At 68.3% G+C, this 25,180-nt stretch carries 14 protein-coding genes and 1 tRNA gene; 4 read left to right on the forward strand and 11 right to left on the reverse strand.

The annotated features are described in order from the left end of the window. Positions 1-13: 13 nt before the first annotated feature. The 4 genes from ACFW48_RS23380 (at position 14) to ACFW48_RS23395 (ending at position 8,110) form a co-directional block, all read left to right on the forward strand. Positions 14-1,969 carry an N-6 DNA methylase gene (locus ACFW48_RS23380; protein WP_386317524.1) on the forward strand — a complete coding sequence of 652 codons (1,956 nt, stop codon included), beginning with the start codon at positions 14-16 and terminating at the stop codon, positions 1,967-1,969. Next, entirely contained in the window at positions 1,966-3,297 is a 1,332-nt protein-coding gene (locus ACFW48_RS23385) for a restriction endonuclease subunit S (protein ID WP_386317526.1), read from the forward strand. The genes ACFW48_RS23380 and ACFW48_RS23385 overlap by 4 nt, the downstream gene beginning before the upstream one ends. After that, entirely contained in the window at positions 3,294-6,440 is a 3,147-nt protein-coding gene (locus ACFW48_RS23390; protein ID WP_383648571.1) for a type I restriction endonuclease subunit R, read from the forward strand. Before ACFW48_RS23385 ends, ACFW48_RS23390 begins: the two co-directional genes overlap by 4 nt. Positions 6,441-6,508: 68 nt before the next feature. Continuing rightward, positions 6,509-8,110: a protein kinase gene (locus ACFW48_RS23395; protein ID WP_386317528.1), complete on the forward strand. Its 1,602-nt coding sequence runs from the start codon at positions 6,509-6,511 to the stop codon at positions 8,108-8,110. A gap of 630 nt (positions 8,111-8,740) precedes the next feature. Here ACFW48_RS23395 and ACFW48_RS23400 read toward each other — a convergent pair. From ACFW48_RS23400 to bldG, 11 genes are all read right to left on the reverse strand, one after another. Then, a tRNA-Thr gene (locus ACFW48_RS23400) sits at positions 8,741-8,814 on the reverse strand. 119 nt (positions 8,815-8,933) lie between these two features. Then, a complete protein-coding gene (locus ACFW48_RS23405; protein WP_386317530.1) occupies positions 8,934-10,550 on the reverse strand; it encodes an alpha/beta hydrolase in 1,617 nt (538 codons plus the stop codon). 135 nt (positions 10,551-10,685) lie between these two features. Continuing rightward, positions 10,686-11,891 carry a DNA polymerase III subunit delta' gene (locus ACFW48_RS23410; RefSeq protein WP_386317532.1) on the reverse strand — a complete coding sequence of 402 codons (1,206 nt, stop codon included), beginning with the start codon at positions 11,889-11,891 and terminating at the stop codon, positions 10,686-10,688. A 177-nt stretch (positions 11,892-12,068) separates the two neighbouring features. Beyond that, a complete protein-coding gene (gene tmk / locus ACFW48_RS23415; RefSeq protein WP_386317534.1) occupies positions 12,069-15,482 on the reverse strand; it encodes a dTMP kinase in 3,414 nt (1,137 codons plus the stop codon). Between the two features lie 146 nt (positions 15,483-15,628). Further along, the gene (topA, locus tag ACFW48_RS23420) at positions 15,629-18,481 is read right to left on the reverse strand and encodes a type I DNA topoisomerase (RefSeq protein ID WP_386317536.1); all 2,853 of its coding nucleotides are present in this window, start codon (positions 18,479-18,481) and stop codon (positions 15,629-15,631) included. Positions 18,482-18,751: 270 nt separating this feature from the next. Then, on the reverse strand, positions 18,752-18,949 hold the full coding sequence (locus ACFW48_RS23425; RefSeq protein ID WP_386317538.1) for a hypothetical protein: 198 nt from the start codon (positions 18,947-18,949) through the stop codon (positions 18,752-18,754). Positions 18,950-19,114: 165 nt separating this feature from the next. Further along, complete coding sequence (locus ACFW48_RS23430) at positions 19,115-20,635, reverse strand: methyltransferase (protein ID WP_386317540.1); 1,521 nt, start codon at positions 20,633-20,635, stop codon at positions 19,115-19,117. A gap of 49 nt (positions 20,636-20,684) precedes the next feature. Next, entirely contained in the window at positions 20,685-21,275 is a 591-nt protein-coding gene (locus tag ACFW48_RS23435; RefSeq protein WP_386317542.1) for a small secreted protein, read from the reverse strand. Between the two features lie 206 nt (positions 21,276-21,481). After that, on the reverse strand, positions 21,482-23,887 hold the full coding sequence (locus ACFW48_RS23440) for a sodium-translocating pyrophosphatase (protein WP_386317544.1): 2,406 nt from the start codon (positions 23,885-23,887) through the stop codon (positions 21,482-21,484). A gap of 356 nt (positions 23,888-24,243) precedes the next feature. After that, complete coding sequence (locus tag ACFW48_RS23445; RefSeq protein ID WP_386317546.1) at positions 24,244-24,675, reverse strand: ATP-binding protein; 432 nt, start codon at positions 24,673-24,675, stop codon at positions 24,244-24,246. A gap of 107 nt (positions 24,676-24,782) precedes the next feature. After that, positions 24,783-25,124 (reverse strand): anti-sigma factor antagonist BldG, encoded by a 342-nt coding sequence (bldG, locus tag ACFW48_RS23450; protein ID WP_003975386.1) that lies wholly within the window; start codon positions 25,122-25,124, stop codon positions 24,783-24,785. Positions 25,125-25,180: the final 56 nt, after the last annotated feature.

Raw genomic sequence — 25,180 nt, forward strand, 5'->3', positions numbered from 1 at the left:
CACGCACACCAAGATGGCGAACGACGTCTGGTCGGTCGCCGACTTGCTGCGCGGCGACTACAAGCGCCATGAGTACGGGCGCGTGATCCTGCCCTTCACGTTGCTGCGTCGCCTCGACGCGGTGATGGCGCCAACCCGCGACGCGGTGCGAGCCCGCAACGCGTCGCTGGAGGTTCAGAACAAGGACCGGCTGCTTGAGCTCGCGGCCAAGCTGCCCTTCTACAACACCTCCGATCAAGACTTCGCCTCGATCGCCTCGGACGCCCCGAACGTCGCGAAGAACCTCCGTGACTACATCAACGGCTTCTCCCCGAACGTTCGGAAGATCCTGTCCCGCTTTGACTTGGACAACGAAATCACCAGGCTCGCGGGCGCGAAGATCCTGTACAAGGTCGTCGGCAAGTTCAACACGATGCGCGACCTCGACAAGCTCTCCAACCACGACATGGGCTACGTCTTCGAGCACTTGATCCGCAAGTTCGCCGAAGACTCCAACGAGACCGCTGGTGAGCATTTCACTCCGCGCGAAGTCATCAAGCTGATGGTCAACCTACTCATCGCCCCGGACGCCGAGACCATCGCCGGCGAGGGTCAGGTCATCAACATCCTCGACCCGGCATGCGGCACCGGCGGCATGCTCACCGCGGCCGAGGACCACATCAAGTCGATCAACCCGAAGACCAAGGTCTACCTCTTCGGGCAGGAACTCAACGCGGAGTCCTGGGCCATCTGCCAGGCAGACATGCTCATGCGCAACCAGCCCGGCCGCATCTACTTCGGGAACTCCTTCAGCGACGACGGCTACCCGGACCAGAAGTTCGACTACATGCTGGCCAACCCGCCGTTCGGTGTGGAGTGGAAGAAGGTCAAGGACGAGGTCGAGGCCGAGACCGAGATCGGCCACGCGGGTCGCTTCGGTGCGGGTACACCGCGCATCAACGACGGATCATTCCTCTTCCTCCAACACTTGCTCTCGAAGATGGAACCCGTCGAGGGCAAGGGGACCCGCCTGGGCATTGTCTTCAACGGCTCGCCGCTCTTCACGGGAGCGGCCGAGTCCGGCGAATCGAAGATCCGCCAGTGGATCCTGGAGAACGACTGGTTGGAAGGCGTAGTCGCCCTACCTGACCAGCTCTTCTACAACACTGGCATCTCCACGTATTTCTGGATCCTCTCCAACCGCAAGCCCGAGAAGCTGCGCGGCAAGGTGGCTCTGGTCGATGCCCGTGACCAGTGGGAGAAGATGCGTAAGTCCTTCGGCGAAAAGCGCAAGCAGATCAACGACGAGCAGATCAAGCACATCACCGAGATGTACGTCGACGCACTCAAGGGCGAGGGGGACGAGAACCGCCCGGACCATGCCAAGGTCAAGGTCTTCGAGACCCGTGACTTCGGCTACCACCGCATCACCGTCGAACGCCCCCTGAAGCTACGCTTTGAGATCACCGAGGACACCCTGTCGGCACTGGAGAACGCGAAGGCCCTGGCCAAGTGGGAAGGCCGCGAAGCGATGGTAGCGGCGCTGCGCGGACTGGTCGGCTCGGTATGGTGGACTAAGCGGGAAGCGCGGGACGCCCTTCACGCGGCCATCGCAGCAGACGGTGCACAGTGGCCAGGCACGGCGGCGCTACTCAAGGGGCTCTGGGGTGCGGTCTCCGTCTCGGATCCCAAGGGTGAGGTCCAGAAGGTCAAGAAGGCCGGCATCGAAACGGTCCTCCCGGATCCGGACCTGCGCGACTACGAGAACATCCCGCTCGGCGAGGACATCGAGACCTACTTCGCCCGTGAAGTCACTCCGCACGTTCCGGACGCCTGGATCGACCACGACAAAACGAAGGTCGGCTATGAGATCCCCTTCACCCGGCACTTCTACGTGTACACCCCGCCACGGCCGCTGGCCGAGATCGACGCAGAACTGCGCGAACTTGAGGCACAGATCCAGAAGCTGCTGGGTGAGGTGACCGCATGAGTTCAGGCTTCAACATCACGATCCCGGATTCGTGGTCCTGGTCGCCACTCAAGTACATCTCAACATTCCTCAATCGAGGCACGGCGCCCGACTACGTTGAAAATGGGCCGGTCCGAGTAATCAGCCAAGCAGCAAACCAAGTCACCGGTCTCGACTGGGAGCGCACGCGCTTCCACAACTACAGCGGTGACCCGAGAAAAATCAAAGGCTACTTGCTGCCTCGTGACGTTCTGATCAATTCAACAGGGACCGGAACCCTGGGGCGCGTCGGCTACTTCACCGCCGGACCAGACAACCGCCCCTGCATTGCCGACGGACACGTGACGGTCACTCGCGCGGATCCACAAATCATAGACCCTCGATACATGTACTATTGGTTCATTTCCACGCCATTCCAAGACTACGTTTACTCAGTTTTGATTTCAGGCGCGACCAATCAGATCGAACTGAACCGAGAGCGTCTCTCCGGATCACCGATCCCTCTCCCTCCTCTAGCGGAGCAGCGTCGCATTGCAGACTTCCTTGACGCCGAGACTGCACGGATCGACTATTTGAAGGCTATTCAAGAAGCCGCAAAGCGGGCACTTCTTGAGCGGCGAGCGGCGGGGCTCTTTAGTGCGGTAACTGGATCGGAAATTAGAGAGCGTATCCCGTCGACCCTGGCTTGGGTCGAGACCCTTCCTTCTACCTGGGAAGCAGTGAAGCTCGGCCACGTGGCTCGCATGGGAAGTGGGCATACGCCGAGCAGAAACAAGCCGGAATGGTGGATGGATTGCACAATTCCATGGGTCACGACGGGCGAAGTAAGTCAGATGCGTTCTGACCGCCTCGAAGTCCTCACGGAGACTCGCGAAAAGATCAGCGAGACGGGACTCTTGAACAGTTCCGCCGAAATTCACCCAAGCGGTACGGTAGTCCTCTGCCGCACAGCGGCGTCAGCTGGATATTCGGCAGTCATGGGGCGAGACATGGCAACGAGTCAGGATCTCGCGACCTGGACATGTGGACCTAAACTCGACCCATTCTTCTTGCTGTGGTGCCTCCGAGCGATGCGCACTGATCTGTTGAATAGGCTCGCAATGGGCTCGACGCACAAAACTATTTACATGCCAGATCTGCAAGGGTTGCGGATCCCGTTGCCAGACATCCGGGAGCAGCGAAACATCGTCGAAGTTATTCGGTCGAGCAATCTGGCAATCGATTCTGCTGCCGATGCTATTGACGGCCAGCTTGCCCTACTCGCGGAACGCCGCCAGACTCTCATCACTTCTGCTGTCACTGGCCAGTTCGACATCACGACCGCAACCCCGTCCGGGGGCATCGCATGAACCACGGAGCCCACTCCGAAAACGCCTTTGAGGTCAACATCGAGGCCGAGCTGCTCACACGCGGATGGTCCCGCGCCCAAGGCACGTTCAACGTCGAGCTCGGTATCGACACCGGAGAGATGTACCGCTTCATCGGCGCGACGCAAACGAAAGCCTGGGAACGGCTCATCGGTTTCTACGGTGGCGACCAGAACACCGCCCAGCGTCAGTTCGCGGAGCGCGTCGCCGCCGAAGTCGACGCGCGGGGCGTATTGGACGTCCTGCGCCAGGGTGTACGCGACCGGGGCGTGCAGATCGACCTAGTGTACTTCCGCCCCGGCCACACCCTGGCCGTGGACGCACTCGCCGAGTACAACGCGAACATGCTGACCGTCGCCCGCCAGCTGCACTACAGCACCCGCCACCCTCGCCGTTCCCTCGACATGGCGCTCTTCGTCAACGGCCTACCGGTGGCCACCGCCGAGTTGAAGAACCCTAGTACGCAGCAGAACGCCGACCACGCAGTCGCGCAGTACCGCCGCGACCGCGACCCGAACGACGTGTTCTTCGCCAAACGCGCCCTGGTCCACTTCGCCGTGGACCCCGACCGAGCCTTCATCACCACGCGGCTGCGCGGTGCCGATACACAGTTCCTGCCGTTCAATCTCGGCTCCAACGGCCCCGGTGTGTCCGGCGGGGCCGGAAACCCGGCCGGCGCCCCCGGCTCGTACAGCGTCGCCTATCTATGGGAGCAGATCTGGCAGCGCGACAACTGGCTGGAGATCCTGCACCGCTTCATCCACGTCCAGGCCCCGGACAAGAAGGGCGCGAAGGTGAACCCGCACACCTCGCCCCGCATCTTCCCGCGCTACCACCAGTGGGACGCCGTACAGAAGATGGTCACCCACGCACGGGAGCACGGGGCCGGGCACAACTACCTGATCCAGCACTCAGCCGGCTCCGGCAAGTCGAACACGATCGCGTGGCTGGCGCACCGCCTTTCCACCCTATTCGACGCCGCTAATCAGCCGGTCTTCAACAAGATCATCGTAATCACCGACCGGGTGGTCCTCGACCGGCAACTCCAGAAGACCATCTTCCAGTTCGACCACACCCCTGGTGTTGTCAAGAAGATCGACGAGGACTCGACTCAACTCGCCAGCTCCCTGGACGACTCCACGTCGAAGATTGTCATCAGCACGCTGCAGATGTACCCGTTCGTGCTGAAGAAGATCACCGACATGGGCTTGTCCGGCAAGCGCTACGCGGTCATCATCGACGAGGCTCACTCCTCACAGGGCAGCGAATCGGCGATCAAGATCAAGCAAGCACTCGGTTCGAATGTTCCCCCTCGCGAGGAGAACGAGGACCCCGTGGAGTACATGACACGGGTACGCGGCAAGCAGCCAAACCTGTCCTACTTCGCCTTCACCGCCACCCCGAAGTCGCCCACCCTCAAGCTGTTCGGCACCTTTGACCCAGACCGGGTGAATCAGCGCACCGGCGAGCTGGGCATGTACGTGCCCTTCCACATCTATTCGATGCGGCAGGCGATCGACGAGGGCTACATCCTCGACGTGCTCGCCAACTACATCACGTATGACACCAAGTGGCGCCTGCGTAACGCTGCCGTCGACCAGGCCGAGTCGGCCATCTCGAACCCTGATGTCGATGAGAGGAAAGCCAAGACCAAGCTTGTCCGATACGCCGAGCAGCACCCCAAGTCTTTGGAGCAGAAGGCGCGGCTGATCGTCGACGACTTCCGAGAGAACATCACCGGGCGGCTCGGCGGCCGGGCCAAGGCCATGGTCGTCACCAGCAGTCGTCAGCACGCGCTCGACCTTTACCAAGCGATTCGCGCGTACGTCACTCTGCGCGGGTACAAGGACTGCGGCGCTCTCGTCGCGTTCTCCGGGCAGCTCAAGGACGACGCCGGTCTGGAGTTCACGGAGGCCCAGCTCAACGGTTTCCCCGAGGGGCAGTTGCCGGACAGGTTCGGCTACACCAAGGCCGACGATCCACAGGCAGTCGCGCGTGCCCAGGATGAGTACCGGCTTCTGGTCGTCGCGGAGAAGTACCAGACCGGCTTCGACCAGCCACTGCTGTGCGCGATGTACGTCGACAAGCCGCTGACCGGTGTCGCGGCCGTGCAGACGCTTTCCCGGCTCAACCGCATCCACCCGCTCAAGTCGCAGGATGACGTGCACATTCTCGACTTCGTCAACGAGGCTGCCGATGTCCAGGCCGCCTTCGAAGACTGGTTCGAGACGACCATCACCGAGCCGAGCGACCCGAACCTCCTCTACACCAAGCAGCACGAGGTGATGGGATACGGCCTCCTCGCCGCATCGGAAATGGAAGCCTTCATCCGCGTATTGTCCGCAGCTGGCCCCGGCCGGATGCCGGACGCCGCCGAACGCAAGCTCCATGCCGAACTCCACGAGTATCTCAAGCCCGCTCTCGACCGCTTCAACGCCCTGGAAACAGACGACGAACGCGAAGGCTTCCGGGGCGCGTTGCAGGATTACGTACGCGCCTACAGCCTCATCGCCCAGATCGTCGACTGGGGCGACCGGGACCTGGAGCGCCTCTACCAGTACGGCAGGATCCTGCTGATCCGCCTGCCGGGGCGGCCTTCGGCCTCGGTGGACATTGGGGACGCCGACCTGAGTCATTTCCGGCTCGAGTTCACTGGCCGGCACAACGTCTCGCTCTCCACCGCGGGCGACCGCGACGTCCGGGGGCACGCCGCCGACGGCGGTGGCTACCGCGAGCCAGAGGTGAAACCGCTCTCCGAAATCATCGAGGATCTCAACGAGCGCTTCGGCCTCGACCTGAGCACCTCCGACCAGATCCTGGTCTACCAGCAGGTCGTCGGCCTGGTCGAGGACACCTCGATGCAGCAGATCGCGCTCATGAACGACGAGGCCCGCTTCGGACAGGTCGCCGACGACCGCCTCGACGACATCGTCGCGGAGAACGCCGAACGCAACACCGACTTCATGAAGTTGTACTTCGACAACAACGAGTTCCAGAAGGCGATCAAGGAGGCGGCTCGCAAGCGTGCCTACCGGATCATCACCGAACCAGCGCGGGACGAAGCCCTCGCGAAACTTCGCAGTGAGATGCGTCGTGAAACCGGAGGCCAGGCGATCGAGCAGTAATCGCTGTAACAGACAGGCAGCGGGGCAGGCTGAGCCGTATGCTCCGAGCTCTCTGGCAGGAGTGGGGCATGACGGACGATACAGAACATCCAGCCGAAAGACCTCTGCTCGCAGGACGCTACCGCGTGGACGGTTCGATCGGCCGCGGTGGCATGAGCGAGGTCTTCCACGGCTATGACGAACGGCTGGACCGACGCGTCGCCATCAAGGTGCTTCGCCCGTCGCCGGCGGCTGCGATCCCGGCTTCGCCGGACAGTCCAGAAGCAGCGGAGATCCTTGACGGTCTGGAACGTGACCGTAAGCGGTTCCTACGCGAGATCCGTACCACGGCGCAGCTGGAGCATCCCGGGATTCCTGCGGTCTACGACACGGGAGTTGAAACCGTCCCCGATGGCAGCGTGCAGCTGTGGCTCGTCATGCAGTTGTTGCGCGGCTCGACGCTGGAAGCGGTGCTCGACCGTACGGATTACGACACCGCAGCGCCGAACGTGGCATGGGCAGCGTCGATCGCGGCCCAGATCGCAGCAGTACTAGCGGATGTGCACCGAGTTGACATCGTTCACCGCGACATCAAGCCCTCCAACGTGATCCTCGTTAACGGCGGCTTGGTCAAGGTCCTAGACTTCGGCATTGCCATCTTGCGCGGCGCCGGCGCGCTGCCACGTCTGACTCAGATCGACAAGACCGTCGGGACCCCGCCCTATATGTCGCCTGAGCAGTGTCTCGGCAAGGCGGTGACCTTCGCCTCGGACATCTACTCGCTCGGCTGCTTGTTCTACGAGCTGCTCACTGGCGACGTGCCCTTTCACGGGACCGACAGCATGCCGCTGCGGGCCCATCACCTGCAGACACCCGCCCCCTCCGTCCAGAGCCGACGGGCCGACATACCAGGTGCTCTTAGCGCGCTCCTGTCGTCAATGCTCGCGAAGGAACCACGGGAGAGGCCCTCCGCGGAGGCGGTCTACGAGGCTCTGCTGCCCCTGGCATCGACTCCGAGCGTTTCCACTGCAGGCGGCGACGAGAACCGGGACCCGACGCGTCCATTCCGTCGCCCCCTCCTTGCCCCGGCCAGGCAGCGGGAGCAGCCCACGAGCCGAGGAAAGCTCACCGACGCCGAGGCCGAGGAACTGCAGGCGAACGTAAGGGTACTGCTGGAAAACGATCATCCCTCCGAGGCCATCCGGCTGCTCGAGGACGGTGTCGCCCGCGCCGCCCACGATCCGTTCCTGGACCTGCGCCTGCGGCACTTCCTCGCCGCCGCACTTTTCTACGCCGGCGAGTACACCCGTGCCGCCACGCTTTTCGAGGTCGTCGGTCGTGCCTACCGCAAGCATCTGGCCTCGACCGACTCGTACGTCCTTGACTGCGCCTACCACGCAGGCCACGCGTATGCGGAAGTCGACAAACCGGATAAGTCGCTGCCCCAACTCCGCTTCTACGTGCAGAACGCCGACGCCTCAGCGAGCCGCGATACCGCAGACCAAATCCGCGAGTCGCGCTTCGTCATCGCCCAGATGCTCGCCGCCTCGGAACACCTAGACGAAGCTCTTGCGGAACTCGAAGCCGTTCGTCCACTTCTGACCGCCGCCTTCGGTAGCAACTCGACCCAGGTACGTAACCTGGACAAACAAATCCACCGGCTGTCGGAACACATGCGGAGGGAACACTGAACCGCCCCAAACAGTGAGCCGTTTCCAAGCTGGCCTGGCGGGCCGAGAGTTGGACAGTCCTGTATAAGGACGAAACGCCTGGTAGACAGGCTCTCAAGCGAAATCACCCGTGTCCACCAAGAGCGCGACTGAACGTGAGGCTGCAGGAGATCGGGGCGCAGTGGCGACACTGTACCGCCGCACGTCGGACATGGTCGCTCTGGTTCATCTACGGTGCGGTGACACCCACGCCCAGCTCGCCGTCGGGTATCGCAACCGTCTCTCGCTGCATAGCCGCCTCCGAGGCAGGCCAGCTCTTGAGGCTTGTGAGAACTGGCCAGTCTCGACGCCGCCGATTCCCCAGCGAAGGAGGGGCGCACTTCACCATGATTAGGACGGCAGCGGTAGACCTCTGCGGAGCGCCAAGCGCGCCTGTCCACCGGTTGTCCACCGCGACCCACTGCATGACCTGACCAACTGTCCTAGATAGAGAAACAGCAGGTCAGAGGAACTTCGCCCGCCGGGTCGAGAAAGCGTCACCTGCGACCTACGCATTGAAATGCGTAGGTCGCAGGTGACCGATTAGCCCGGTTTTCAAGACTCACGAATACAAGAAACCCCAGGTCAGAAGCCTGACCTGGGGTTAATTTGAGCCGCCTTCGGGATTCGAACCCGAGACCTACGCATTACGAGTGCGTTGCTCTGGCCATCTGAGCTAAGGCGGCGTGCGCTGGACACCATGGTGCGATCAGCAACGTCGGTAAGTCTACACAGTTTCCGAGGGTGCTTCGTACCCGCCCCGGAGGCTGGGGCTCCGGGGCGGACGGGACGGTTGCCGGGGCGGCTACGAGCAGCGTTTGCCGTCTTCCGGCGCGGTGCCGCGCAGCAGGTAGGTGTTGATCGCGGAGTCGATGCAGGTGCTGCCGCGACCGTAGGCGGTGTGGCCGTCGCCCTCGTAGGTGAGGAGGCGGCCGGAGGCGAGCTGGTCGGCCAGGGCCTCGGCCCAGCGGTACGGGGTGGCCGGGTCGCGGGTGGTACCGACCACGACGATCGGGGTGGCGCCGGCGGCCACGATGCGGTGCGGCTCTCCCGTGGGCTCCACCGGCCAGTACGCGCAGTTCAGGGAGGACCAGGCGAGGCCCTCGCCGAAGACCGGGGACGCCTTCTCGAAGTCGGGGAGCGCGTCTCGCACCTCGTCCGGGGAGGAGAAGGCCGCGGGGAGGTCCAGGCAGTTCACGGCGGCGTTGGCGAACATCAGGTTGCTGTAGCTGCCGTCGGCCTCGCGCTCGTAGTAGCTGTCGGACAGGACCAGCAGGCCGGCGCCGTCGTTCTCCTTCATCGCCGAGGTCAGCGACTCGCGTAGCTGCTGCCAGGCGCCCTCGTCGTACATCGCCGCGATCACGCCGGTGGTGGCCAGTGACTCGGTGAGCTTGCGGCCGTCCGCGTCGCCGGTGGGGATGGGCTTGGCGTCCAGGTCGTCGAAGAAGGCCTTCAGGTTCTTGCCGACCTGGTCGGGGGTGGTGCCCTGGCCGCCGAGGGGGCAGTCGGGCTGCCGTACGCAGTCCTTCGCGAAGGACTGGAACGCCGTTTCGAAGCCCGCCGTCTGCTCCATGTTCAGCCTGCGTGCGGGCAGCGACGGGTCCATCGCGCCGTCCAGCACCAGGCGGCCCGCCCGGTCCGGGAACAGGCCGGCGTACGTCGCCCCGAGGAAGGTGCCGTACGACGCGCCCACGTAGGTCAGCTTCTCGTCGCCCAGCACGGCCCGCAGGATGTCCATGTCACGGGCCGCCTCGACGGTCGACACGTGCCGTAGCAGTTTCGGCGCGTCCGCTCCGCAGCCCTCGGCGAACTCCTGGTAGGCGTCGACCAGCTCGTCCGCCTCGGCCTCGTCGTCCGGGGTGACGTCCGTCCGCGTGTACGCGTCCATCTCGCGGCCGTCGAGGCACTCGACGGGCTCGCTGCGGGCCACGCCCCGCGGGTCGACCGCCACCATGTCGTACTGGGCGCGGACCTCCTCGGGGTAGCCGATGCCCGCGTACTGCTGGAGGTAGCCGATCGCCGAACCGCCCGGTCCGCCCGGGTTCACCAGCAGCGAGCCGAGCCGCTTGCCCGGGCCGGTGGCCTTCTTACGGGCCACGGCGAGCCGGACGTCTCCCTCGGTCGGCTTCGCGTAGTCGAGCGGGGCCTTCATGGTGGCGCACTGGAAGCCGGGAACACCGCAGTCGCGCCAGCTCAGCTTCTGCTCGTAGTACGGCGACAGCGCGGAGGGCGTGGCCTGCGGCAGCGCGGCCAGGGACGCCTTCGCCGCCTCCGTCGATCCGGCCGCCTCCGCCGCCGAACCGGCCGACGTCGACGCGCCCCCGGCCGAGCAGGCGGTGGCGAGCAGCGCGGCGGCCAGGAGCGTGGCTCCGGTACGGGTCCTGCCGATGCGGGTCCTGCGGTGAGTGCGCCTTGTGTGCATTCAGCGAGCGTAACTCTCCGCGACGGCATCGATGCTTTGCGTGCTCGACGTGCCTCGTACGAGTTACGCCGTCAACCAAGGTCTCCGCGTCCGGGGTCTCGGCGTCCGGCGTCTCGGCGTCCGGCCTTCGGAGGGTCAGCCCGCTCTGAGTGCCATCGCCATCGCCTCGACTGCGAGAAGCGGCGGCACATTGCGGTCGAGGGCCTCCCCACAGGCGGCGATCGCCTCGATGCGGCGCAGGGTGGACTCCGGCGAGCTGCCGCGGGCGAGACGATCCAGGGCGTCCTCGGCGTCGGCGTTGGCGATCGCCACACGGGAGCCGAGCTGGAGGGCGAGGACGTCGCGGTAGAAGGCGGTGAGGTCGGTCAGGGCGAGGTCGAGGCTGTTGCGCTGGGTGCGGGTTCTGCGGCGCTTCTGGTTCTCCTCCAGGTCCTTCATCACGCTCGCCGTGCCGCGCGGCAGCCGGCCGCCCTGTGCCGCGCCCAGGGCGGCCTTCAGTTCCTCGGTCTCCTTGGTGTCCATCTCCTCGGCGAGCTGCTTGGCGTCCTCCGCCGCGGCGTCGACCAGTTCCTGGGCCGCCTTGAGGGCACCGCCGATGTCCTCGACCCGCAGCGGGAGCTTCAGCACGGCGGCCCGGCGGCCCCGGGCGGCCGGGTCCGTGGCCAGGCGGCGGGCGTGGTCGATGTGGCCCTGGGTGGCGCGGGCCGCCGCGGCGGCGACGTCCGGCTCGATGCCCTCCCGCCGTACGAGCATGTCGGCGACGGCGTCGACCGACGGGGTGCGCAGGTTCAGGTGGCGGCAGCGGGAGCGGATCGTGGGCAGGACGTCCTCGACGGACGGGGCGCACAGCAGCCAGACCGTACGCGGAGCGGGTTCCTCCACGGCCTTGAGGACGGCGTTGGCGGATTTCTCGTTCAGCCGCTCGGCCTCCTCGACGAGGATGATCTGCCAGCGGCCGTTCGCGGGCGACGTGAACGACTTGCGGACGGTGTCCCGCATGTCCGTGACGCGGATCTCCGCGCCCATGGCGACCACCGTGCTGACGTCCGCGTGGGTGCCGATGAGCGCCGTGTGGCATCCGTCGCAGAAGCCGCAGCCGGGGACACCGCCGAGTGCGCGGTCGGGGCTCACGCACTGCAACGCGGCGGCGAAGGCCCGCGCCGTCTGCGTCACCCCCGAGCCGGGCGGGCCGGTGAACAGCCAGGCGTGCGTCATGCTCGACGTCTCCGGGAGCGGGCCGTCGGCCGCGGCGGCGGTGACGAAGGCGTCGGCGTCCCGGGCAGCGGCGGCGAGCGGTTCGCTCACCTTCTCCTGCCCGACGAGGTCGTCCCACACGGTCATGGGTCACGCCGCCCTTCCGTCACGTTCCGTCATGCTCCACCGCGCCGCTCCGTACTCCGCGTCGCGTCCTCCATTGTGCGGGGCGGCACTGACAACGGGGGCCGGGGGCGCCCGGGGAGGCGGCGGGCGGCGGGCGGCGGGCGGCGGGCGGCGGGCGGAAACCTGGGGGCCGGCCGGTCAGCGTCGGCCCCGCCCCTTCCCCCGACGGCCCTCGTCGCCGTCACGGCCGTCGTCCCGCCTACCGTCACCTCGGCCGCCGTCACCCCGGCCGCCTCCGTCGCGGTCGCCGTCACGCGGGCCGAGCAGCTCGTCCGCCAGCGTCGGCAGGTCGTCCAGCGGTGTCTCCTCGGCCCAGTCCGAGCGGCGCCTGCGGGGCGGTGCCTGGTCGGGGTCGATCTGGGGCAGCTCGCGCGTGCGGTCCTGGGACTCCTCGGACCGGTCGGGGCGAGCGGCCGGGCCCTCCTCCCGGAAGTAGCCCGGCGGGACCCGGTCGGCGGGGTCGTCCCCGCGTACGGGTGGAAGCACCGCCGTCTCGTCGGCAGCTCCCGGCGTCACGGGCGGCAGCACCGCCGTCTCGTCGGCGGCCCGCGGCTCCACCGCCGTCTCGTCCGCCGGGCCGGGCGGCACCGGCGGCTTGGGCAGTTCGGTCGTCACCTCGGACTCGGACTCGGCCTCGGACTCGGATGCGGATTCGGATGCGGGCGCCTCGGACACCCCGAACGCCCGGCCGTCGTCGCCGCGCCCACCCCGGGTGTCGTCCTCGGCGCCGCCCCGGTCGTCCCGCGAGACGGCCGCGTCCCGAGCATCGGCCGCGTCCCGCACCGGCCGCAGTACCGCCGTGTCCTCCACCGGCCCGCCGGAGGCGTTCGTCGGAGTCACGACCGGCGTCGGCACGGTCACCGCGTCCGAAGGGGCCGGAGCGGCCGGCTTCGGCCGGGGCGCGTCCGCCGCGGGAGGCACCGTCGGCCTCGGACCCGCCGCGGCCGCTGCCGCCGCCTGCTCCGCCGCCCGGCGTGCCTCCTCGGCCCGCATCAGGGCCTCCTCGGCCTTGCGCTGCTTCTCCAGGCGCCGGGCCTCGGCCTCGGCCCGCAGCCGCTCCTCCTCCTCGGCCTGCTTGCGCCGCCGTTCCTCCTCGGCCCGGCGCCGCGCCTCCTCCTCGGCCCGTGCCTTCTCCTCCGCGAGGAGCCGTGCCCGCTCCTCCTCGGCCTTGCGGCGCGCTTCCTCGGCCCGCTGCCGGGCCTCTTCGGCCTGCCGTTCGGCCTCGCGCCGCTGCGCCTCCTCCAGCTCGCGGCGCTTGCGCTCCTCCTCCTCGGCGCGCAGCCGCTCCAGCTGTTCGAGGCGCTCGCGCTCCAGGCGCTCCTCCTCGGCCTTGCGCGCGGCCTCTTCCTCGGCCTTGCGGCGCGCTTCCTCCTCGGCCTTGCGGCGTGCCTCCTCCTGGGCCTTGATCTCAGCCTCGGAAAGCGGCAGCACCTGGTCGAGCCGGTGGCGTACGACGGTGGTGACGGCCTCGGGCTCCTGGCCCGCGTCCACGACGAGGTAGCGCCCGGGGTCGGCCGCGGCCAGGGTCAGGAAACCGGAGCGCACGCGCGCGTGGAACTCGGCGGGCTCCGACTCCAGCCGGTCCGGCGCCTCGGTGAACCGCTCACGGGCGGCCTCCGGCGCGACGTCCAGCAGGACGGTCAGGTGCGGAACGAGCCCGTCGGTGGCCCAGCGGTTGATGCGGGCGATCTCGGTCGGCGACAGGTCGCGGCCGGCGCCCTGGTAGGCCACCGAGGAGTCGATGTACCGGTCGGAGATGACCACGGCACCGCGCTCCAGCGCGGGCCGGACCACGGTGTCGACGTGCTCCGCGCGGTCGGCGGCGTACAGCAGCGCCTCCGCGCGGTGCGACAGACCGGCGCTCGAGACGTCCAGCAGGATGGACCGCAGGCGCTTGCCCACCGGGGTCGCCCCTGGCTCGCGCGTCAGCACGACCTCGTGCCCCTTGCCCCTGATCCACTCGGCGAGTGCCTCGGCCTGGGTGGACTTCCCCGCGCCGTCGCCACCCTCCAGGGCGATGAAGAAGCCGTCGGTCGCGGGCATCGGCACCGGGTCGTCGCCGCCGAGCAGCGCGTCCCGCAGGTCGTGCCGCAGCGGTACGCCGGAACGGTCGTCGACCTTGGCCAGCACCAGCGCGGCCACCGGCAGCAGCAGCGCGCCGACCAGCATCAGGACGAACGCGGCGCCGCCGTGCGCGAAGACGAACTTGCCATTCTCCAGGCGGTGCGGTCCGATCGCCGCCGCCACCACGGGCGCGACGACCGCGCCGAGCGCCACGCAGACCCGGACGACCGCGTGCAGGTGCTCGGTCGTGCGCGTCCGGCGGTGATCCTCGGTCTCCTGGTCGAGCAGCGTGTGCCCGGTGTTGGCCGCGACGCCGGCGCCGACTCCGGCCAGCGCGAGGAGCAGCAGCACGGAGGTGTCGTCCGGAACGAGGCCGGCGGCCAGCAGGGCGACGCCGGCGAAGGCGATCGCCAGGGCCAGCAGCCGCCGACGGGACAGGGAGGGCAGCAGGGCGGGGGCCGTGCGGATGCCGACGACGACACCGCCGGTCAGCGCGCCCACCATCAGTCCGTACAGCACGGGGCCGCCGCCGAGGTCCTTGGCGTGCAGCACCGCCACGGCGACCGCGGCGGCCACCACCGCGGCGACCGCCGCGCAGGCGAGCACCAGCAGCGGGAGGGCGCCGGTGCGGCCCTTGTCGACACCCGAGTCGCTCTTCGGACGGCGCATGCCCTCCAGCGGCGACCGCGCGCGCGGGGTGCGGACGCCGGGCAGCTCCAGGAAGGTCACCACGGACAGGGAGGCGGCGAACAGCCCGGCCGCGACATACGAACCGAGCGCCGCCTGGTGCTCGGCGAACCAGTCGACACCGGCGCCCAGCAGGTTGTTGAGCAGCCCCGCGACGACCAGCACGGCACCGGCGAGCGGGACCGCCACGAAGCCCGTACGCAGCGACAGGCGGCGCAGCGCGTCCATGTGGTCGGGCAGCGGTCGTACCGTCGCGCCCTCCGGGGGTGGGGCGGGCAGCAGCGCGGGCGCCGCGCTCTCCCGGCACACCGTCCAGAAACGCTCGGCGACGCCGGTGACGAAGACGGTCACCAGGAGGACGGCGAGCGCGTCGTCCGGCGTCCAGTCGATCCACAGGGGCGCGACGATCAGCAGCGCGGCCCGCAGCCCGTCGGCGCCGACCATGGTCCAGCGGCGGTCGAGCGGGCCGTCATGCGAGGTGAGTGAAGTGAGGGGCCCCAGAAGTACGGCACCGAAGAGCAGCGTCGCCAGGATGCGTACGCCGAAAACGGTCGCCACTGCGAACGCCACGCCCCGGTAGCCGCCGCCGAACGAGCCCGCGCCGATCGCGGCCTGGACGGCGAGGAGGACCAGCACCAGGAGGGCGAGGATGTCGCCGACACCCCCCACGAGCTGTGCGCTCCACAACCGCCTCAGCTGCGGGCGGCGCAGCAGGGCGCGGACGGCGCGCTCGCGGGAGTCCGCGACCAGGGCGTCGTCCGGGGCGGGGTGAGGGGCCGTTGGCTGCTCGGCTCGCGTCATGCGTTCAGCCTATCGGTCGGCACCGACAGTCCGGCGTGCCCGGCCGAACGTACGCACGCCCCGACATCGAAATGATGCCGGGGCGTTCGTTTCGCGAAGAGCGCGGAACACTGCGGAAGAGTCCGCGAAGCGTCGAGGAGAGGAGGTCAGTCCTCCGAAGTCTTCGACGCGGTCGCCTTCTTGGTGGCCGTCTTCTTGGTGGCCGTCTTGGTGGCGGTCTTGGCCGTGGTCTTCTTCGCGGCCGTCGTCTTGGCCGCCGCCGTCTTCTTGGCCGCGGTCTTCTTCGCCGTCGCCTTCTTGGCCGGGGCCTTCTTCGCGGCGGCCTTCTTCGCCGTCTTCTTGGCGGGCCCCTTGGCACGCTTCTCGGCGAGCAGCTCGTAACCGCGCTCCGGCGTGATCTCCTCGACGCTGTCGCCGGAGCGCAGGGTCGCGTTGGTCTCGCCGTCGGTGACGTACGCGCCGAAGCGGCCGTCCTTGACCACGACCGGCTTCTCGCTGACCGGGTCGGTGCCCAGCTCCTTCAGCGGCGGCTTGGCCGCGGCCCGGCCACGCTGCTTGGGCTGGGCGTAGATCGCCAGCGCCTCCTCCAGCGTGATCGTGAAGAGCTGCTCCTCGGAGGTGAGGGACCGCGAGTCCGTGCCCTTCTTCAGGTACGGGCCGTAGCGGCCGTTCTGCGCGGTGATCTCGACGCCTTCGGCGTCGGCGCCGACGACACGCGGCAGCGACATGAGCTTCAGGGCGTCGTCCAGGGTGACCGTGTCCAGCGCCATCGACTTGAACAGCGAGGCCGTACGCGGCTTCACGGCGTTCTTGCCGGTCTTCGGGGTGCCCTCGGGAAGCACCTCGGTGACGTACGGGCCGTAACGGCCGTCCTTGGCGACGATGGCGTGGCCGGTGGCCGGGTCGGTGCCCAGCTCGAAGTCGCCGCTCGGCTTGGCGAGCAGTTCCTCCGCCAGCTCGACGGACAGCTCGTCCGGCGCCAGGTCCTCGGGGACGTCGGCGCGCTGGTGGTTCTCGGAGTCCTTCTCGCCGCGCTCGATGTACGGACCGTAGCGCCCGACGCGCAGCACGATGTCGTTGCCGACGGGGAAGGACGACACCTCGCGCGCGTCGATCGCGCCGAGGTCGGTCACCAGCTCCTTGAGGCCGCCGAGGTGGTCCCCGTCGCCGTTGCCGGCGTCGGCCGCGCCGCCGTTGCCCGCGCCTTCGCCGAAGTAGAAGCGCCGCAGCCACGGCACGGCCTGGGCCTCGCCGCGGGCGATGGCGTCGAGGTCGTCCTCCATCTCGGCGGTGAAGCCGTAGTCGACGAGCCGCCCGAAGTGCTTCTCCAGGAGGTTGACCACGGCGAACGACAGGAAGGACGGGACGAGGGCCGTGCCCTTCTTGAAGACGTAGCCGCGGTCCAGGATCGTGCCGATGATCGACGCGTACGTCGAAGGGCGGCCGATCTCGCGCTCTTCCAGCTCCTTGACCAGCGACGCCTCGGTGTAGCGGGCCGGCGGCTTGGTGGCGTGGCCGTCGACCGTGATCTCCTCGGCCGTCAGCGCGTCGCCCTGGGCGACCTGCGGCAGCCGGCGCTCGCGGTCGTCCAGCTCGGCGTTCGGGTCGTCGGCGCCCTCGACGTAGGCCTTCAGGAAGCCGTGGAAGGTGATCGTCTTGCCGGACGCGCTGAACTCGACGTCCCGGCCGTCGGAGGCCGCGCCGCCGATCTTCACGGTCACGCTGTTGCCGGTCGCGTCCTTCATCTGGGAGGCGACGGTCCGCTTCCAGATCAGCTCGTACAGCTTGAACTGGTCGCCGGTCAGACCGGTCTCGGCGGGCGTACGGAAACGGTCGCCCGAGGGGCGGATCGCCTCGTGCGCCTCCTGCGCGTTCTTGACCTTGCCGGCGTACGTCCGCGGCTGGGCGGGCAGGTAGTCGGCGCCGTACAGCTGCGTGACCTGGGCGCGGGCGGCGGTGACCGCCGTGTCGCTCAGGGTCGTCGAGTCCGTACGCATGTAGGTGATGTAGCCGTTCTCGTACAGCTTCTGGGCGATCTGCATGGTCGCCTTGGCGCCGAAGCCGAGCTTCCTCGAAGCTTCCTGCTGCAGCGTCGTCGTACGGAACGGGGCGTACGGCGAGCGGCGGTACGGCTTGGACTCGACGGAGCGGACGGCGAAGCGCGTGTTCTCCAGCGCGGCGGCGAGCGCGCGGGCGTTCGCCTCGTCGAGGTGGAGGGTGTTCGCGCTCTTGATCTGCCCCAGGGAGTCGAAGTCGCGGCCCTGCGCGACCCGCCGTCCGTCGACGGTCTGGAGGCGGGCGACCAGCGACGACGGGTCGGAGGCGTCCCCCGCGCGGCCGGTCGCGAAGGTGCCCGTCAGGTCCCAGTACTCGGCGGAACGGAACGCCATGCGCTCGCGTTCCCGCTCGACCACGAGGCGCGTGGCGACGGACTGGACGCGGCCTGCCGAGAGCTTCGGCATGACCTTCTTCCACAGGACCGGCGAGACCTCGTAGCCGTAGAGACGGTCGAGGATGCGGCGGGTCTCCTGGGCGTCGACGAGCTTCTGGTTCAGCTCGCGCGGGTTGGCGACGGCGGCGCGGATCGCGTCCTTGGTGATCTCGTGGAACACCATGCGCTTGACCGGGATCTTCGGCTTGAGGACTTCCTGGAGGTGCCAGGCGATGGCCTCGCCCTCGCGGTCCTCATCGGTGGCGAGGAAGAGCTCGTCGGAGTCCTTCAGCAGGTCCTTGAGCTTTCTGACCTGCGCCTTCTTGTCAGCGTTGACCACATAGATCGGCTGGAAGTCGTGTTCGACGTCCACACCGAGGCGGCGGACCTCGCCGGTGTACTTCTCGGGCACCTCCGCCGCGCCGCTGGGAAGGTCGCGGATGTGCCCGACGCTCGCCTCGACGACGTAGCCAGGGCCGAGATAGCCCTTGATCGTCTTCGCCTTGGCAGGCGACTCGACGATGACGAGTCGGCGGCCGCCGTTCGCGGTCTCGCTGGTCGGGGACAACTTCGCTCTTCTCTCCGGTCGACGCTGGGGCGTCCCCAGGCAGTGCTCCCGGGGTCGGGTCGTGCTGCGCTTCGGTCGTGACGCTGCGGAGTGTGACGGTACCTCCCGCCCCCGTGTCAAACGGGAAAAGCCCGCAACGGCCACTCGAACGGTAACCCGACGAACCCTGTTCCTGCCGCCCGGAGTGTTTACCGGCCCTGATGCGTGTATCCGGAGCGCGATCCCCCGATTACTCGGGCGGGGGTGCGGCCGGGGGCCGGAACCGGCCTCTCACACGTGCGTCAGGCACCATGCCCCGAGGGCGAGAGCGACCACTGCGGCGACGCTCGCGACGGTCGCCGATGCGACGGGGCTCACACCGTGCGCGACAGGCCGGCCGTGCCGGACCCGCGTCGCGGTCCACACCAGCAGACCGGCCCCGAACAGGGCGAACACCATTCCCGCGAAGATCGCCGGCCCGCTTTCCATGGTCCCCGTGCCCCTTTTCTCCAACCCGCGAGTGTCCAGCCTCCGGGAGGCTGTCACGCACGGGCGGCGGACAGGCGAACCCCAGGTGAACGGGGAGCCGACGGACTCGGTGCGGCCCTGCCCGTGGCTCGTTTCTCCCGTACGGCGCCCTCCGCCGACGCGTCTCTACGCCGGTTCGAGGAACCCCTGCTCCACCAGCAGCCGGATCTGGGCGGGCGTGCGGTCGCGCAACGCCACCGGGTCCTCGCCCACCAGCTGGGCGATGGCGTCCAGGATGCGGCCCGCGCTCATGGTCCCGTCGCAGACGCCCGCGAAACCGGCGCCGACCGTGTCGACCCGGGTGGCCCGGCGCATGCCGCGGTTCTGGCGCAGGACGACGTGCTCCGGGTCCTCGGCGCCGGGCAGCCCGACCTGCTCCTGGACGACCTCGCCGGCCAGTGTGAAGTGCGCCTCGAGGAGGGCGGCGTCGTCGTGGGCGCGCAGATAGTCGACGCGGTCGAAGTGCGCGCGCACCGTCTCGCCGAGCGGCTGCTCGATCGGGTGCGGCCACTCCTCGGTGGTGATCGAGGGCTCGTCGGACCCGGTCCGGCGCAGGGTGATCCAGCCGAAGCCGACGGCCTTGACCTTGCGTGTCTCGAACTCGTCCAGCCACGCGTCGTACCGCGCCTGGTACTCGGCCGCGTCGGCGCGGTGGTCGCCCGCGTCCCTGAGCCACAGCTCGGCGTACTGCGTGACGTCCTGCACCTCGCGCTGCACGATCCAGGCGTCGCAGCCGCGCGGCACCCAGGAGCGCAGCCGGTCCGTCCAGTCCTCCCCCTCCACGTGCTGCCAGTTGGCGAGGAAGTGCGCGAACCCGCCGTCGTTCAGGCGCTCCCCCGTCTGCTGAACGAGCGAGCGGCACAGATCGTCCCCGCCCATTCCGCCGTCGCGGTAGGTGAGGCGGGCGCCGGGCGAGATCACGAACGGCGGGTTGGAGACGATCAGGTCGTACGTCTCGTCGTCCTCGATCGGCTCGTAGAGCGAGCCCTCGCGCAGCTCGGCGGCCGGGGCCCCGGACAGGGCGAGCGTGAGCGCGGTGATGTGCAGCGCGCGCGGGTTGAGGTCGGTCGCCGTCACACGCGTGGCGTGCCGGGCGGCGTGCAGTGCCTGGATGCCGGAGCCGGTGCCGAGGTCGAGGGCTGCGGAGACGGGCGTACGGACGGTGAGGCCGGCCAGCGTCATGGAGGCGCCGCCGACTCCGAGGACGACGCCCTCGGCGCGATTGCCGATGCCACCGGCGCCACCGACCGCGCAGCCCAGGTCGGACACGATGAACCAGTCCTCGCCGCCGGGCCCGCCGTACGGCCGTACGTCCGCGGTGGCCGCCACCTCGTCGTCGCCCGCGCGGACGAGCCACCCGCTCTCCAGGCAGGCGTCGACGGGCAGGACGTCGGCCACGCGCGCGCGGAGCACGGGTTGCTGGAGCAGGAACAGCCGTACGAGCAGTTCGAGCGGCGTGTCGCCGCGGGTGGCCCGCAGCGCGGGCACGGTCTCGCTGCGCGACAGCGCCGCGTAGGCGGGGGCGCCGAGCAGCTCCAGCAGTCCGTCGGCGGTGAAGGAGGCCCCGAGCAGGGCGTCCCGCAACCGGGCGGTGACGTCGGGACGGTCGGCGGAGGGCAGGGGGGACAACAGGCTGGCGTTACTCACACCCCCATTGTGGCCCCGCGTCCCCCGCCCCGCCCCCGTGCGGCAGAGGTCAGCCGGCCGCGGCCGACGGCGTCACCGAGGCCGACTTGCAGCTCTCCTGCTTGGCCATCGCCTGGCCGACGTCGCCCTCCTCCAGGGTCTTCAGCGCGTCGTTGCCGCTCTTGCTGAGCTTGTTCAGCTCGGTGGCGATGTCCTTGAGGCCGTCGGCGAACTTCGCCTGGTCCTTGGTGTCGAGGTCCTCCACCTGCTTCCTCAGGGAGGCGTACGACGAGGAGAGGCCGTTGAGCTCGGTGACCGCGTCCTTCTGCTTCTTCTCGCCGTCCTCGACGTCCGGGGCTCCGGCCTTCTGGACGGCGGTGCCCATCGCCTTGTAGGCGTCGGACATGTCCTGGAACGCCTTGGCGTCGGTCTTCTGGACCTCGACCGGCGTGCTGTTGTCCGAGGTCTCCTTCTGGATCGCCGCGTTGGCCGCCTCGATCTTCGTGGCCTGCGGCTTCACCGCGTCGCAGACCTCCTTCGCCCAGGAGTCCAGCTTGTCGTTGTCGTCGCTGCTGCTGCATCCCGTCAGCGCCAGTACCAGTACCGCACCGCCGGACAGTGCGGCCGCGAGCTTCTTGTTCACCGGATTGGTCCCTTCCATGGCTCTCGGCCCCGGAACATACACGCCGGATGGGGGACACTCGCAGGACGAACATCCATTAAGACCGTATTGCAGCCATTTGCACCAAGAGAGAGAAGGCTCACGGTGAGGGGCGCACGCACGCACGACGCGGGCGGACGACGCGTCAATACGCGCCGTCCGCCCACTCTTTGTCCTGCGCCTGTGACGAGGCTCCTGGCTGAGACCTACGAAACCACCGCCGGATCGGCTGACTTGGGGTCCCGGTCGGCGTCGTCCTCGTCACCCATGGCGATTCCGCGCCGCTTGGAGACGTAGACCGCCGCGGCGATGACGACGAACGCGAGGACGGCGATCGCGATCCGTACGCCTACGCTCTTGTCGGCGCCGTAGGAGAACTTGATGACCGCCGGCGCGATGAGCAGCGCCACCAGGTTCATGACCTTGAGCAGGGGGTTGATCGCCGGACCCGCGGTGTCCTTGAACGGGTCGCCGACCGTGTCGCCGATGACGGTGGCGGCGTGGGCCTCGCTGCCCTTGCCGCCGTGGTGACCGTCCTCGACGAGTTTCTTGGCGTTGTCCCAGGCACCACCGGAGTTGGCGAGGAACACCGCCATCAGCGTGCCCGCGCCGATCGCGCCGGCCAGGAACGCGCCGAGCGCGCCCACGCCGAGCGTGAACCCGATGAAGATGGGCGCCATCACGGCGAGCAGCCCGGGCGTGGCGAGTTCACGCAGGGCGTCCCTGGTGCAGATGTCGACGACCTTGCCGTACTCCGGTTTCTCGGTGTAGTCCATGATTCCGGGACGCTCCCGGAACTGCCGCCGCACCTCGTAGACCACCGCGCCCGCCGACCGCGACACCGCGTTGATCGCCAGCCCCGAGAAGAGGAAGACGACCGCCGCGCCCGCGATGAGCCCGACCAGGTTGTTGGGCTGCGAGATGTCCATCATCAGGCTCATCGGCGCTCCCTCGCCGCTGAGTTTCTCGCCCACGTCCGCCGCGCCGGTGGTGATGGCGTCGCGGTACGACCCGAACAGGGCCGCCGCCGCCAGGACGGCGGTGGCGATCGCGATGCCCTTGGTGATGGCCTTGGTGGTGTTGCCGACCGCGTCCAGGTCGGTGAGCACCTGGGCGCCGGCGCCCTCGACGTCGCCGGACATCTCGGCGATGCCCTGCGCGTTGTCGGAGACCGGCCCGAAGGTGTCCATGGCGACGATCACACCGACCGTGGTGAGCAGGCCGGTGCCGGCCAGCGCCACCGCGAACAGCGCCAGCATGATCGACGTACCGCCGAGCAGGAAGGCCCCGTAGACGCCGAGACCGATCAACAGGGCGGTGTAGACGGCGGATTCGAGACCGATGGAGATGCCGGCCAGGACGACGGTGGCGGGCCCCGTGAGCGAACTCTTGCCGATGTCCTTGACCGGGCGCCGGGTGGTTTCGGTGAAGTAACCGGTGAGCTGCTGGATCAGCGCGGCGAGCACGATGCCGATCGCCACCGCGACGAGCGCGAGGACCCGCGGATCGCCGTCCCGGCCGGCGATCGCCGCGTCGGTGACGCCGTCCAGCTCCGAGTACTTCCCGGGCAGGTAGACGAAGACGGCCACCGCCACCAGCACCAGCGAGATCACCGCGGAGATGAAGAAGCCCCGGTTGATCGCGCTCATGCCGCTGCGGTCGGACCGCCGGGGCGCCACCGCGAAGATGCCGATCATGGCCGTGATCACGCCGATCGCCGGCACCAGCAGCGGGAACGCCAGTCCCGCGTCGCCGAAGGCCACCTTGCCGAGGATCAGCGCGGCCACCAGGGTCACGGCGTACGACTCGAAGAGGTCGGCCGCCATGCCCGCGCAGTCGCCGACGTTGTCGCCCACGTTGTCGGCGATGGTCGCGGCATTGCGCGGATCGTCCTCCGGGATGCCCTTCTCGACCTTGCCGACCAGGTCGGCGCCGACGTCGGCGGCCTTGGTGAAGATGCCGCCGCCGACTCGCATGAACATCGCGATCAGCGCGGCACCGAGGCCGAAGCCCTCCAGCACCTTCGGCGCGTCGGCCGCGTACACCAGCACCACGCAGCAGGCGCCCAGCAGGCCGAGCCCCACCGTGAACATGCCGACCACGCCGCCCGTGCGAAATGCGATCTTCGTGGCTTTGTGCGAGACGAGGGTGAGATCCTTTTCCGGTTCGCCGGGGGCCGGTGTCGCTTCCCGCGCCGCCGCGGCGACGCGCACATTGCTGCGTACCGCGAGCCACATGCCGATATAGCCGGTGGCCGCGGAGAACGCCGCGCCGATCAGGAAGAAGATCGATCGTCCGGCACGTTGATTCCAGTCGTCCGCGGGCAGCAGCATGAGCAGAAAGAACACGATGACGGCGAATACGCCGAGCGTGCGAAGCTGCCTGGCCAGGTAGGCGTTCGCGCCTTCCTGGATGGCCGCCGCGATCTTCTTCATGCTGTCGGTTCCCTCGCCCGCCGCGAGTACCTGGCGCACCAGGACACCCGCGAGCACCAGCGCGGCCAGCGCGACGACCGCGATGACCGCGACCAGGGCGCGGTTCGAGTCGGTCAGTACGGCGGCTGCGATGGTCGAGGCATCGCCCAACTGATGAGGGGTGGAAAGCTCCGCCATTCGTCCTCCTTGACGCTTGGGCTGAGCTCAAGATGTGGACGGGATTGTAGGTACCGGAACCTGATCAAAACAGTGCACGACAAAAGGAATTGGCCTGTCAACCACAAGGGGCCCAGAAGTAGTAATGCCCTTCCGGCATTAACGCCGTGATCCTTTTTCCGCGCGATTGACCGCACGACTGATCGTGAATGAATTCACTTAACGCCCGCTCGGCACCACTGTATGCGTGGACCTCGACTTCCGCACATGACGAAGGGCCCTACGAGGTAGGGCCCTTCGGGTGAAGCAGGTGAAGCAGGTGAAGCAGGTGACTTCGGGGGGTCGAAGTGCGTGACTTCGGGGAGCCGAAGTGGGTGTCAGACCGGCGGCAGCACCGCCGGCGCGGTCGGCCAGGTCATGCGGATCAGTCCGCCTTCCTCGCCGGCCGTGACCTCCACGTCGTCGACGAGTCCGCTGATGACCGCGAGACCCATCTCGTCCTCCTCGGCCTCCAGCGCGTCCGCGGCGGTGCCCGGGTTTCCGGCCCCGGGTACCGCGTGCGGCGCCTCGTCGCCGACCTCGATGGAGAACTGCTTCTCCTCCTCGATCAGCGACACCTTGACCGGCGCCGTGATGCCGACGTGCTGATGCAGACCCACAGCCCGGGTGCAGGCCTCGCCGACGGCGAGCCTGACCTCGTCGAGGACGGCCTCGTCCACTCCGGCCCTGCGTGCCACCGCCGCCGCCACCAGACGGGCGGTGCGGACATGCTCGGGCAGCGCGCTGAAGCGGAGTTCAACGGTGGCCATGCATCCCCCTCGGAACTACGGGCGTGCTTACGAGGGTCCGGGCCGCCGACAGCCCGGACCCCCCTTGTTCTCTTGCCGTCCCGGGCCCAGGGGCCCGGAACCGGTCGTCAGTCGGTGGCCGCCACCGCTTCCTCGACCGAGGTGTGAATGGGGAACACCTTGGTGAGGCCGGTGATACGGAAGATCTTGAGAATGCGCTCCTGGTTGCAGACCAGGCGCAGCGAGCCCTCATGGGCACGCACCCGCTTCAGTCCGCCGACCAGCACGCCGAGCCCGGTGGAGTCGAGGAAGTCCACGCCCTCCATGTCGACGACGAGGTGGAAACTCCCGTCGTTCACGAGCTCGACCAGCTGCTCACGCAGCTTGGGCGCGGTGTATACGTCAATTTCGCCACCGACCTCGACGACCGTACGATCGCCGACGGTACGGGTCGACAGGGACAGGTCCACGGATCCTCCAGCACCTTGCTATCGAGCGGGTCGCCCTTCGGGACACCTCGGCTTGA

It is taken from the genome of Streptomyces sp. NPDC058812 (assembly GCF_042744565.1).
Lineage (GTDB): Bacteria > Actinomycetota > Actinomycetes > Streptomycetales > Streptomycetaceae > Streptomyces > Streptomyces thinghirensis.

What these genes read in the sequence shown, in the direction of transcription:
- ACFW48_RS23380 (WP_386317524.1), top strand. Translation starts at nt 14, where the DNA reads ATGGCGAACGACGTCTGGTCGGTCGCCGACTTGCTGCGCGGCGACTAC.
- ACFW48_RS23385 (WP_386317526.1), top strand. Translation starts at nt 1,966, where the DNA reads ATGAGTTCAGGCTTCAACATCACGATCCCGGATTCGTGGTCCTGGTCG.
- ACFW48_RS23390 (WP_383648571.1), top strand. Translation starts at nt 3,294, where the DNA reads ATGAACCACGGAGCCCACTCCGAAAACGCCTTTGAGGTCAACATCGAG.
- ACFW48_RS23395 (WP_386317528.1), top strand. Translation starts at nt 6,509, where the DNA reads ATGACGGACGATACAGAACATCCAGCCGAAAGACCTCTGCTCGCAGGA.
- ACFW48_RS23405 (WP_386317530.1), bottom strand. Translation starts at nt 10,550, where the DNA reads ATGCACACAAGGCGCACTCACCGCAGGACCCGCATCGGCAGGACCCGT.
- ACFW48_RS23410 (WP_386317532.1), bottom strand. Translation starts at nt 11,891, where the DNA reads ATGACCGTGTGGGACGACCTCGTCGGGCAGGAGAAGGTGAGCGAACCG.
- tmk (WP_386317534.1), bottom strand. Translation starts at nt 15,482, where the DNA reads ATGACGCGAGCCGAGCAGCCAACGGCCCCTCACCCCGCCCCGGACGAC.
- ACFW48_RS23425 (WP_386317538.1), bottom strand. Translation starts at nt 18,949, where the DNA reads ATGGAAAGCGGGCCGGCGATCTTCGCGGGAATGGTGTTCGCCCTGTTC.
- ACFW48_RS23435 (WP_386317542.1), bottom strand. Translation starts at nt 21,275, where the DNA reads ATGGAAGGGACCAATCCGGTGAACAAGAAGCTCGCGGCCGCACTGTCC.
- ACFW48_RS23440 (WP_386317544.1), bottom strand. Translation starts at nt 23,887, where the DNA reads ATGGCGGAGCTTTCCACCCCTCATCAGTTGGGCGATGCCTCGACCATC.
- ACFW48_RS23445 (WP_386317546.1), bottom strand. Translation starts at nt 24,675, where the DNA reads ATGGCCACCGTTGAACTCCGCTTCAGCGCGCTGCCCGAGCATGTCCGC.